Annotated in this window: 14 protein-coding genes; 9 read left to right on the top strand and 5 right to left on the bottom strand. The window is 44.4% G+C overall.

Features of this window, described 5'->3' with window-relative positions:
- Positions 1 to 161: 161 nt before the first annotated feature.
- The 5 genes from DP116_RS08635 to petM form a co-directional block, all read right to left on the bottom strand.
- Entirely contained in the window at positions 162 to 716 is a 555-nt protein-coding gene (locus tag DP116_RS08635) for a DUF192 domain-containing protein (protein ID WP_169154813.1), read from the bottom strand.
- A gap of 68 nt (positions 717 to 784) precedes the next feature.
- Entirely contained in the window at positions 785 to 1,471 is a 687-nt protein-coding gene (nblR, locus tag DP116_RS08630; protein ID WP_169154795.1) for a response regulator transcription factor NblR, read from the bottom strand.
- Positions 1,472 to 1,738: 267 nt separating this feature from the next.
- Positions 1,739 to 2,656, bottom strand: a complete 918-nt coding sequence (locus DP116_RS08625) for an NAD(+) kinase (protein ID WP_169154794.1) — start codon at positions 2,654 to 2,656, stop codon at positions 1,739 to 1,741.
- 123 nt (positions 2,657 to 2,779) lie between these two features.
- Positions 2,780 to 3,769, bottom strand: a complete 990-nt coding sequence (locus DP116_RS08620; RefSeq protein WP_169154793.1) for an SDR family oxidoreductase — start codon at positions 3,767 to 3,769, stop codon at positions 2,780 to 2,782.
- 143 nt (positions 3,770 to 3,912) lie between these two features.
- The gene (gene petM, locus DP116_RS08615; RefSeq protein WP_169154792.1) at positions 3,913 to 4,026 is read right to left on the bottom strand and encodes a cytochrome b6-f complex subunit PetM; all 114 of its coding nucleotides are present in this window, start codon (positions 4,024 to 4,026) and stop codon (positions 3,913 to 3,915) included.
- Between the two features lie 318 nt (positions 4,027 to 4,344).
- Here petM and DP116_RS08610 point away from each other — a divergent pair, with 318 nt between their 5' ends.
- The 9 genes from DP116_RS08610 to DP116_RS08565 all read left to right on the top strand — a co-directional run bounded on the left by DP116_RS08610 (position 4,345) and on the right by DP116_RS08565 (position 11,520).
- Entirely contained in the window at positions 4,345 to 5,247 is a 903-nt protein-coding gene (locus DP116_RS08610; protein ID WP_169154791.1) for a helix-turn-helix domain-containing protein, read from the top strand.
- A 242-nt stretch (positions 5,248 to 5,489) separates the two neighbouring features.
- Positions 5,490 to 6,026, top strand: a complete 537-nt coding sequence (locus DP116_RS08605; protein ID WP_169154790.1) for a cupin domain-containing protein — start codon at positions 5,490 to 5,492, stop codon at positions 6,024 to 6,026.
- A 9-nt stretch (positions 6,027 to 6,035) separates the two neighbouring features.
- Entirely contained in the window at positions 6,036 to 6,362 is a 327-nt protein-coding gene (locus DP116_RS08600) for an antibiotic biosynthesis monooxygenase (RefSeq protein WP_169154789.1), read from the top strand.
- A gap of 113 nt (positions 6,363 to 6,475) precedes the next feature.
- Entirely contained in the window at positions 6,476 to 7,219 is a 744-nt protein-coding gene (locus tag DP116_RS08595) for a glucose 1-dehydrogenase (protein ID WP_169154788.1), read from the top strand.
- A gap of 25 nt (positions 7,220 to 7,244) precedes the next feature.
- Positions 7,245 to 7,550 carry an antibiotic biosynthesis monooxygenase family protein gene (locus DP116_RS08590; RefSeq protein WP_211173165.1) on the top strand — a complete coding sequence of 102 codons (306 nt, stop codon included), beginning with the start codon at positions 7,245 to 7,247 and terminating at the stop codon, positions 7,548 to 7,550.
- Between the two features lie 10 nt (positions 7,551 to 7,560).
- A complete protein-coding gene (pdxA, locus tag DP116_RS08585) occupies positions 7,561 to 8,643 on the top strand; it encodes a 4-hydroxythreonine-4-phosphate dehydrogenase PdxA (RefSeq protein ID WP_169154811.1) in 1,083 nt (360 codons plus the stop codon).
- 36 nt (positions 8,644 to 8,679) lie between these two features.
- On the top strand, positions 8,680 to 9,387 hold the full coding sequence (locus DP116_RS08580; RefSeq protein ID WP_169154810.1) for a 5'-methylthioadenosine/S-adenosylhomocysteine nucleosidase family protein: 708 nt from the start codon (positions 8,680 to 8,682) through the stop codon (positions 9,385 to 9,387).
- 58 nt (positions 9,388 to 9,445) lie between these two features.
- Positions 9,446 to 9,694: a DUF1902 domain-containing protein gene (locus tag DP116_RS08575; RefSeq protein WP_169154787.1), complete on the top strand. Its 249-nt coding sequence runs from the start codon at positions 9,446 to 9,448 to the stop codon at positions 9,692 to 9,694.
- 215 nt (positions 9,695 to 9,909) lie between these two features.
- On the top strand, positions 9,910 to 11,520 hold the full coding sequence (locus DP116_RS08565) for an MFS transporter (RefSeq protein ID WP_246275536.1): 1,611 nt from the start codon (positions 9,910 to 9,912) through the stop codon (positions 11,518 to 11,520).
- The last annotated feature ends 77 nt before the right edge of the window (positions 11,521 to 11,597 follow it).

The following is an 11,597-nucleotide window of genomic DNA, read 5'->3' as shown; positions in this document are numbered from 1 at the left end:
ACTCATTGTAGACCACCAATTTGATAATTTGGTGGGCGAGTTAAATCCATTTAAAAAATCTCTTAAATTTATTTTTTGCCGAAAAATGTAATAAATCTTTACAAGAATGTGACAAGAGAAATACTAAGTGTAAGACTCCGTGAGCAAGAGAGCAATTTTTATTACCGTATATTCCCTGATTTCAAAGGCTCAATTTTGACATAAGAGCCAACCTTCAAGCCTAACTGTGCTGCTCGCCCCGAACGCAGTTCAATAACTTGATTAATTGGTGTCTGGGGACCATAAGTAGGACAAGGGGTGGTATTGCAAGGAGGTGCTGAAGTCGCAATGTACTGCACCTTCCCATCCAACATAAAAACCATATCCAGTGGTACTGGTACATTCTTCATCCAGAAACTGGCTTGGAATGGTGATGGAAACTCAAACAGCATACCACGGTTGTCGGGCAAAGTTGGGCGATACATCAACCCCATCGCTTGCTGTTGGGGTGTTTGTGCGACTTCTAACTCAATTTTTGTACCATCGGGAACAACTGCTACAGCTGAAATTGGTAGTTGTTGACCTAAATTCTTACTAGATGGTTTTTGTTCTGAAGACATTGGTGCTTGGGATTGAGAACTAGGCGTAGCAGTGGGAGGAACTGCTGGTGTAGGAACAGAACAGCCCGCTAGCAAAATGCTCAAAACTATTGATAGCAAACTTAGCCAATTAATCATAGAAATTTTAGTCATTAGCTATTTGTTTTGTGATTCACCCCCACTTTCTCGACTCTCCCCGCTTGTGTTCAAGTTTCTCTCAATACATAGCCTACACCTCGCACCGTTTGAATGAGTCGCTTTTGACCTTCGTCTTCTATTTTGAGTCGCAAGTAGCGAATATAGACTTCAATCACATTCGACTCGCCCATAAAGTCGTAACCCCAAACATTTTCCAGTATTTGTTCGCGGGTTAATACCTCACGGGGATGTTCCATCAAATACTTAAGGAGGTCAAATTCCTTCATTGTTAAGTCAATCGCCCGTTCATTAAGTATGGCGCGGCGGGTTGCTATGTCTAAAACGAGATCACCAAAACGTAACTGCTCGGAAGTATCGACTTCAGGTTTTAAGTATAAGCGAACCAGGTTCAAAAAATCTTCACCCCGGTAAGGCTTGAGAAAGTAATCATCAGCTCCAGCATCTAAGCAAGCTACGCGATCATCTACTGTATCGCGTGCCATTAGCACTAGCACAGGCGATCGCATACCAGTCGTTCTAAAATTTTTACACAGCGAGAGTCCTGATTCTCCTGCGAGCATTCGGTCAATGACAACTAAAGCGGGTTCGCGATCGCGACTATATTGTATACCATTTGTCCCATCATGAGCCACGATGGGATCATAACCAGCTTCTTTTAAATCGAAAGCAAGCTGATTTGCAAGGTTTTCATCGCTTTCAATTAGCAATACACAAGGGTTATGAGCAAGCGTCATATTGATTTTGGATGTTCGATTTTAGATTTAGGATGTTGATTTCGTTGGTAGAAGTGCAGTTTACGGATTTTAGGTGATCAATTCATCTTGACTTGACACGCGTTCTACCGACCATGTTTCAGCACATACAAGTATCCGCCATACAAATCGACAGATACAGTCATTTTAATCACTAATTTAAAATCTAGCTGGCCTTGCTTGTGAGCAGACTGATGGATTGTCCTTTTGGACAACCAACCACTCACTCATCCAAAATCCCAAATTCCCCTAGGGTAATTCTACAGAAGTAGGCTTAGCGATATGTGGTAAACCCCAACCCAGTTTTTCTCGTAAAATCCGGAAAAATTCTGGCGGTTGGAGGCGAACAAACCGGGCGCAATAGGGTGACTTCTCTACATAAACTCTATCGTCTGGCAGAACATAGCACCCCCCGTTACCATCCACAATCATCACCAGTCGAGGAGTATTCACCGGGTAGATATTCACTGGTTCACTATCTGGAAATACCAAAGCTCTAGAAGCCAGAGAATGAGGACAAATGGGTACAAGCTGCAGTACGGGTACACCCGGAGTCACGACTGGACCACCAGCACTCAACGAATATGCTGTAGAACCTGTCGGCGTAGATACTATCACACCGTCAGCTGCAATGTCTACTGCTGCATGTTGACCAATTGCTATTTCAAAATGACACATAGAGGTCAATGGTTCTCGATGCAGCACCATTTCATTTAAGCACAGAGCTTCCCACAGGACAAAATCTTCCCGAAAAACTTTGATAGTAAGCATCGCTCTTTCCTCAATTTCATAATCACCCAGAAGCAACTTTTCTATTGCTTGGGGTAATTGATTGAGATAAGTTTCCGTTAAAAACCCCATGTGACCAGTATTGATCGTTAAAATCGGGATACCACAAGGAGCTACCAAGCGAGAAGCGGCTAGAACTGTACCGTCTCCCCCTAACACCACCGCAAATTTCATATCTGAATCAAATCCGGGAGGTGTTAGTCCCTCTATTGGAGTGTGGCATACGGGACTTTCCGGAGTAGAATAACCCAATATTCCGCCAACAGCTGATGTGATACAGATATCCCAACCTGCAGCGGTGAACCTCTCTTTCAGTTCGATAGCGATTCGACTTGCTACCGGCTTAACGTCATTGTAGATAATGCCTGCTTTGGGCACACTGAAATATCCAATTATTGGTGACGCACTTTATTATGTTAATCGTTGCACATTTTGGGCTATTTAGTCATTAGTCTTTTGTCTTTGTGTCATAACGATTGACTCATGACTTATGACTGATAGCTACTGAGTGTTGGTTTTCTTAAACGGAGATCTTTTTGGTTTTTGCTTTTTGGGCTGAATCTTTTGGTAGTCTAACTCTTTGAGCTTCTTCAAAATTCGGCTGAAGTACTCTTGCAGGTAGCTTTCTACGGTTGCGGTTTCGTTTTGATCTAACCCAAAAACCTGATAAACTTCCTCCATTGGAGCATTTAGCGGTTTCCCACTGGCGATGACTTCTGTAAAAGCAAGTCTGTCTGCTACGTTCCATCCCCATTGAAAGAAGCGCATGACTCGACGCACGGTACGTAGTAAATTAATTGGCATCCGTGTAATCCGCGCTTCCTTTCCAGATAAGCGTTCGCACAAGGCGATAATTTCCTCCGCACTCCAAGCACGAGTTCCCACCACTGGAAAAGTTTGCTTTTCGGTTTCTGGTACCTTCAAAGCGCGGATGGCAAATTTAGCAACATCCTGAGTGTCCATGTAGGCGATGGGAGACGACTCTCCTGTAACCCAAACAGGCTGTCCTTCCAATATGGGAATTCCATATTGACCAATTAAGCCTTGCATGAAGCCAGCCAGTCGCAATATGGTGTAATTTAAACCAGATTCAGCCAAAAAGAGTTCTGTACATCGTTTAATCTCCATCAGCGGTACGTCTGGATATTTTTCAGCATCCAGTATGGAGAAAAAGATAAAACGTTCTACACCCGCAGCAACAGACTGTTGAATCAAAGAGACTTTGCCTTCCCAATCTACTTGTCTGATACTAAGAGAATCGGCAGGACGAGATGTTGATGCATCAATAACTGCTGTAACACCTTCCAGTGCTGCTGTCAGTGTATGAGGGTAGCATAAATCTCCTGGTACGACTTGGGCCCCCCACTCTTTTAAAAACGTAGCTTTTTTTGCACTCCGAACAAGACAGCGGACTTTATAACCCTCATCGATCGCACGACGAGCCACTTGTCTCCCTAAGGTACCAGTGGCACCAATTATTAATAATGTCATGAGAGCTTTTTACAAAATTTAAACTTTTATGAATAAAATCTTATCAGACTTGACTATGCAAACAAAAGTTTACACGCCTTTAAAGCGCGTATACGAGACAAAGAGACTTTAAAGTTGTCTCTTGTCTCTAGCGCGATGCTTTTTTACAGCGATTCCTCTTCTCCACCCTGAATTTTCAGCAACAAAGCGCCTAAAGCCCAGCCTACAAAGATCAAACCGAAAGACAACAGTGCTGCATTTAACATTTCGCCGCTCATTGCTGCAATTCTCCTTTGCAAATTGTTTAATTAAGTTAAGTTTACCAGAGCCTGAAAGAGGTGCCAAAGTATTAGACTAGTGTAAAACATTGTAAAGTTGCTGACACCTGTCGTCGTCCTCCTTGTCTGCCTCCGATTGAATATTTTTTTATTTGGAAGTCCTTGAGTGGGGTCTGGCGATACGCGCGGCGCAGCGTCTCTTGCTTTGCGCAATCGCCCAAGCGCGTCCTTATTGCCTCCAGAACTGCGGGTAGAACCTAATGATCCTGGTATTCTTGAAATCAGAAATTTTGGTTTCTCATTCAGGCGCTTCTAAACATGATTCAGGGAAACATCAAAGTCATTGATGCTGTAAGCAACAAAGCTGTCCCCTTACCTGTCACCCCAGGAACTTCATTGCTAGCCACAACCTCGTTTCAATTCTTAAATGAATTAAACATCGATCGCCTCTATATGTCAGCCTGTGAAATGCCTGAAGTGATTGTTCGTGAGCATCTGCTGACGCTGCAACTGAGTCCGCAGCATTTATTTGAAACTTGGGAAGAGGGACAACTCAAACAGATTCATAAAGGGGTTGGGAGTGTTACACTAGCCCCGGCTGGGTTCAGGTTTCGCGGTAGATGGGATCGCGATGTTGAGATTTTGATTCTGACGCTTAAACCTGCTGCGATCGCAAAGTGTGCAGCCCAATTACATGATACCAATCAAACTGAACTCGTCCGTTGTACTGGCAGACTTGACTCGCAGATTTGGCATCTGGGGTTAGCCTTAGAAGCTGAATTAAAAGAGGGAAATCCTAATGGTCGATACTTTTGGGAATCTCTGACGAATGCTTTAGCCGTGAGAGTACTCAAGCAGTATTCAGCCAAAGAGCCAAAAATTCAACACTACTGTGGTGGTTTATCACCTCACCAATTGAGACGCACAATTGAGTACATTAACGATAACCTCGCTACCCATCTCTCGTTGAATGTTCTCGCGGCGATGCTTGGTATGAGTCCATATTACTTCGAGCGATTATTCAAACAATCCGTTGGATGCACGCCTCACCAATACATTCTGCAACGTCGAATAGAAAGAAGCAAGCAACTGTTGCGAACAACCCAGCTACCAATCATGGAAATCGCATTCCAAGTTGGCTGCAAAAACCACAGCCATTTCTCAAAACTGTTTCGGAAGTTGACAGGAATGTCTCCTAAAACTTATCGCAATTCATTTTGAAAGTCTAGGTAGCTGAGAAAAAGTCTTCGTTTCCTGATTTCGTTGTTCCTTAGTGATAAACGAGACAACTTTTTTTGAGTGACAAAAGATTTTGCAAATTTAGAACAGTTTCACAAGATTTGCCAAGTCAACAGGAGCAGAACACTGATACAGTTTTACAGGTGTTCTGACTTTTACAAATCGACGGCAAGCCAGTCACAGGGTAAGCTCTAGCCTATTTATGAATATTTGGAGAAAAATTTATGAGTGAACCAATTTCGTCTGGGCCAAGTTTGACTCAGGCACTCAGCCTACCACCGATCATTCAAAGTGCTGAAAGCGCTCCCGCCTACTGGTTTCTAGACATCCTTTGGATTGTGCTTGTAGATGGTGAGCAAACAGACGGTCGATACTCACTTATGGAACAATTGATGCCAGAAGGTGTCGGTCCTACACCGCACGTTCATCCATTTAACGACGAAGGATTTTACGTGATTGATGGAGCAATGGAAATGAGGGTTGGCGATCAGACTGTAAGTGCTGCTAAAGGCACCTCGGTTTGGATTCCAAGGAGAACGGTGCATGCTTTCAAGGTTACGAGTCCGACTTGTCGAGTGCTCAATAGCTTCGCCCCAGCTGGAATGGAACAACTAATCAAGAGTTTGGCTCGACCTGCCGATCGCCGTGAACTACCGCCCAAAGGTCTTGATACTGATCCCAAGAAGATTGCTGCGTTTGCCAACAATTACTGGGGTATGGAAATCGAATTTCCAGTTGCACAAACCACTCTTTCACGCTGAGGATGGATCGTGACGAACAACTCTGAGTCCGAAATAACCTTGGTGAATCTATTCACGGTGAAACCAGAAAAGCAACAAAGTACTGCAAATCAAGTAGCAGAGATTTATAAAACAGTCGTCAGTAAACAACCTGGCTTTATCTGTGCCAGGATTCACAAGAGTTTGGATGGCACTAAAGTTGCTGCAGTTGCTCGTTGGGAATCACAAGAAGCACTAGAGGCAATGCAACAGACATCCGACTTTCAAAACGCTATCCCAAGCTTGGAGCATGAGATTGTCAGCGCTGAACCTCACATCTATGAGGTGATTTGCATTTTGGGAGAAACTGGCGCATGAACCTATTCGATTTCGAGCAAGCCAAACAAGATGTTAAGGGGTATAGCGCCTTACAGATACAACTCCGGTTTTTGCATCTACGGATGCTTAGTAATAAATAGGAAGCAATATTTATGGCATCTCTTTCAGGGAAAGTCGCAATCGTGACTGGTTCATCGCGTGGTATTGGACGGGCTATTGCTGAACGACTCGGACGCGATCGCGCAAACGTAGTTGTCACCTATGCTGGAAATCGAGATAAGGCAGAGGAAGTTGTCTCAGCTATTAAAGCAAATGGTTCAGATGCGATCGCTCTCCAAACAGATCTTTCCAAACTGGATGACATTCGAGCTTTATTCCAGAAGACGATCAGCCATTTTGGTAAACTGAACATCCTCGTCATCAGCGGAGGAGCGCCCAGACTTACAAAACCACTCGTTGAAACCACCGAAGAAGAATTTGATTCTGTTTTCACGTTTAATGCCAAGGGTAACTTCTTTGCCCTCCAGGAAGCCGCTAAACACATGGCTGACGGTGGGCGCATTGTCACTTTTTCTACTCCGTATACGGTACAGCCTCAACCTAACTTATCTGTGATTGCGGGTAGCAAAGCTGCGATCGAAGCGTTTACTTTTGCGTTAGCTTTAGAATTAGGCAATCGAGGAATTACCGTCAACGCCATTATGCCGGGACCAACCACCACTGAATCATTTGGTGAGATGGTTTCAGCCGAAGAGCAAGCCCAGTTGAAACAAATTGCACCACTGGGACGATTGGCAGAACCGAAGGATGTTGCTAACGCGGTTGCATTCCTAGTTAGTGATGAGGCGGCTTATATCACAGGACATACACTTCACGCCACAGGTGGGTTGGCTTAGGTTAAGAAATCATTCGAGGTTGGAAATGAAGTCTCCGATTGTGCTAATTAATGTCTTCTGTGTTCCTCAAGGCAAGGAGAACGAATTTGCCAGTATGTGGACTGAGGCGCTTGAGTTGATCAAAAATGAGCCAGGTTTCATTGATGCAAAACTGCATCGAAGTCTTGATCCAAATGCCCAGTTTCAATTTGTCAACGTTGCTCATTGGGAGAATCAGGAGGCTTGGAAGGCAGCATTCGATAAGCTTCAGCTTCAAGAATTGACCAAACAAGTCTCTTTTGAGCAAATTCCTGCTCTCTACGAAGTTGAAGTGTATCTTGAGAAGGGATAATATGCCAATAATGTACAAATTACATGAAGAAGATATAACATCAGTGCCAAGCCGCCCACGCTTAGCATTAACACTCGGAGATCCAGCAGGAATTGGACCAGAAGTTATTTTAAAAGCTTTAGCAGACCCAGAAATTAGCAAAAGTTGCGATGCTACGGTCGTAGGTAGCCGGGATTTACTACTAGAGATTTATACGAAACTAAAGTTAGCCAAAAATTCTCAGCCTTTAGCAGATCCAGAAGAACTATCAATTTTTGATGTGCCTTTAGACAAGTACACACAGGATGAAATTCTGATTGGGACAGGTAATGCAGCAAGTGGTGCGGCTAGCTTTGCTTATATGGAAACAGCGATCGCCCAAACACTCGCAAATCAATTTGATGGTATCGTCACAGGTCCAATCGCCAAATCAGCATGGAAAGCAGCAGGATATAATTATCCCGGTCAAACGGAACTTTTGGCAGAAAAGTCGGGTGCCAAGCGTGTGGGAATGTTGTTTGTCGCGCGTTCCCCCCACACTAACTGGACACTTTGCACTCTGCTTGCTTGCACACATGTGCCATTAAGTCAAGTACCATTAGTACTAACACCAGAGTTGATGACAGAAAAACTTGACTTGCTGGTGGAGTGTTTGGAGAAAGATTTTGGTTTACAAAAAGCGAGGATTGCGATCGCTGGTTTAAATCCCCACAGCGGCGAACAGGGACAACTCGGACACGAAGAACAAGATTGGTTAATTCCCTGGATTGAGAAAGAACGTAAAAATCGCCCAAATTTACAATTAGACGGTCCGGTTCCACCAGATACAATGTGGGTCAAACCGGGTCAAGCTTGGTATGGTAACATTGAGCCGTCACAAGCTGCAGATGCTTACCTTGCACTGTATCATGACCAAGGTTTAATACCTGTGAAGTTGATGGCATTTGATAGAGCAGTTAATACTTCTATTGGTCTTCCTTTCGTGCGGACTTCACCGGATCACGGGACGGCGTTTGATATTGCGGGTAAGGGTATTGCTGATGCTACGAGTATGAAAGCAGCGATACAGTTGGCGGCTGAGTTGGTATCTCAGAGGCGAAAAGCAAGGCTGTAATGGCAGTGTAGGCAATAGCGCCAAAAAATTATGAGAATGCTTGTTAATGCCATTTTAGTTGTTACTGGACCAGAGTACAAATCTGTTTGCAAAGGATTAAATCGCCTTGCAGTTCCCACACCGCCTGTTTTTCCAATTCCTATGGGTTCTTCAGCATTAACCAAACATTTAGAACAATGGTTAGAAGCTGGACACCTTTCTCATCATCCGCAACCGAGAGTTTTGTTGATGGGGTTATGTGGAAGTTTGTCAACCAAATATAGTGTTGGCAAAGCTGTAGTGTATCGAAGTTGCCTTTCTCCTGGTGCAGAAGAAAAGAAAAATGCTGCTGAATTTTTGTGCGATCGCTCGTTAACGGAGATAGTGCAAAACAAATTACAAGATAGAGTTTTTACGGGTATTGGTTTGACGAGCGATCGCCTGATTTATTCTGCTAGTGAAAAACTTCAATTAGGTCAAACATATGCTGCTGACGTTGTAGACATGGAGGGATATGCAGCATTAGAATTTTTGAGTGAGTTGGGAATTGCCGTAGCAATGTTGCGAGTCATCAGCGACGATGCACATCACAATATTCCTAACCTCAGCAATGCATTTCACGCTGATGGTTCTTTGCAGGCATTTCCTTTAGCAATGGGACTCCTCAGACAACCAATTGCTGCAACTCGCCTCGTTTCTGGTTCTCTTAGAGGATTACGTATCTTACAGGATTTAACAACTTTTTTGTTTAGCAGGGTAGGGTAGATATTTGACGTTTGTTTTAAACTCAAATTACGTCGTCAATTCGACAGAGCACTTGATAATGACACAAATCACATTTAAGGTTCAAGCATTTTGGGATAAAGATGCACAAGTCTGGGTTGCAACGAGTGAAGACGTGCCAGGATTAGTCACTGAAGCTTCTACAATTGAGGTTCTTACACAAAAGCTTCGAGATTTGATCCCAGAACTCATCCTTCTAAACAGGATTGTGCCTTCTGACTATGTGGGTTCTATCACTTTTGAGTTAATCAGTCATCGGCAAGAGTTGATTTCGGTAACTAATAGATGAGTGCGTCATTTACTGCTGAGTTGAAAAAGATTCTTTCGAATCGGCTGGTTGTTACTTTGAACGACAAGGTAAACCAGACCATGAAATCTGGTACAGTCCAATTACAGATCGCCGATTTGTGGTAGATAGTTCTATCAAGTCACGCCACACGAGCGATCGCTGTTTTGAAACAAGCTGGGCTGTCTAAAGCCTTTTAACCAGTCAATACTTCCTATATGACATCACCATCAGCAGTTGCTCTTTCCATGTGGACTCCCCTGCGTCAGCCAGTGTTTCGTGCCCTATGGGTAGCATCAGCGGTGTCAAGCATTGGGACTTGGATGCACGATGTCGGCGCATCATGGTTAATGACAACTCTTGCACCCAATTCACCGTTGTTAGTGGCGCTGATGCAGGCGGCGTCTAGTTTACCATTTTTTTTGCTGGCTTTACCAGCAGGAGCACTCGCCGATGTTGTAGATCGTCGCAAGATGCTGCTGTGGACACAGGGTTGGATGTTAGTCGTAGCTGCTTTATTAGGTGTGCTGACAATAGCTCACATAACAACTCCGTGGATACTCTTAGGGCTGACCTTTGCCCTGAGTATCGGCAGTTCGATGAATATGCCTGTTTGGCAAGCTGTCACACCCGAACTCGTATCGAAAGAAGAACTCCCGCAAGCTGTCACTCTCAGTGGTATTGTTGTTAATTTATCTCGCTCAATTGGTCCAGCCGTAGCAGGGATTATCATCGCCACAGCAGGAACGGGTGTTGTTTTCCTGCTAAATGCTGCCTCATTTGTGAGCGTGATCTTCGTGATTGCTCGTTGGGAACGTACGCATGAAAAGAGTGCCTTACCCACAGAACGGTTTGTGGGGGCTATGCAAGCAGGGGTACGTTACATCCGCTACGCCCCAGTCTTTCAGTCAGTACTAATTAGGACAATAGCCTACATTTTCTTTGCCAGTGCCTTGTTTGCCCTACTACCACTGTTGGGGCGTAAAGAGTTGGGGCTGGATGCGTTGGGATATGGTGTCGTTCTTGGCTTTTGGGGCATTGGTGGCTTAGCAGGAGCGTTCATTCTACCCAAAGCACGAGAGAAATTTTCAATCGACAGCCTGGTGGCGATCGCATCCTTAGTAATGGCTGCGATGATGCTAGCGCTAGCATATTTCCGGATTGTACCACTGGTGTGGGGAGTGATGCTACTAGTGGGCATTTCGTCCCTCTGCGTGATGGTTAGTCTGACTGTAACAGCCCAAACAGCAGTTCCAAGCTGGGTGCGTGCTAGAGCTTTATCTGTACAATTGCTTGTGTTCCAAGGAAGTATGGTGTTGGGTAGTCTTTTGTGGGGTACCTTGGCTCAACATACAAGTATCTCGACTGCTCTTACCACTGCTGCTGTAGGATTAATTGTGTGTGTCCTGTTGACAAGGCGTTATCGTCTTCGCTGTGCTGAAAAATTGGACTTGCGAGCGTCCCTGCATTGGGATCAGCCACCCATCGCTTTTGAACCTTGCCCAAATGATGGTCCTGTTTTAATTACTTTAGAGTATCGTATTGACCCAGCAAACGCCGAAGAATTTACTAAAGTGATGCAAGCACTTAGCCAAATTCGTCGGCGTGATGGTGCACTTCAGTGGGGCTTGTATCAAGATTTGTCTGATCCTAGTCGTTTTGTAGAAACAGCCCTTGTGGAGTCTTGGGCAGAACACAAAAGGCAATTTGCGCGGGTGACGAATACAGATAAAGTGATTGAGGAACGAGTCCGTGCTTTTCACATTGGTGATGAACCACCTAAGGTTTTGCAGATGATTTATTCAGACCCAAACAGGCGTCCATGTTAGGCAATTCAAAATTCAAAATATGCCGCTTCATTTTTCATAGACAAGGATGGACAACCCGACAACAATGTCTACTCGTA

Source organism: Brasilonema bromeliae SPC951 (assembly GCF_012912135.1).
GTDB lineage: Bacteria > Cyanobacteriota > Cyanobacteriia > Cyanobacteriales > Nostocaceae > Brasilonema > Brasilonema bromeliae.
Note: the sequence above shows the minus strand (reverse complement) of the source record. Positions and strands in the feature narration are given on the sequence as shown.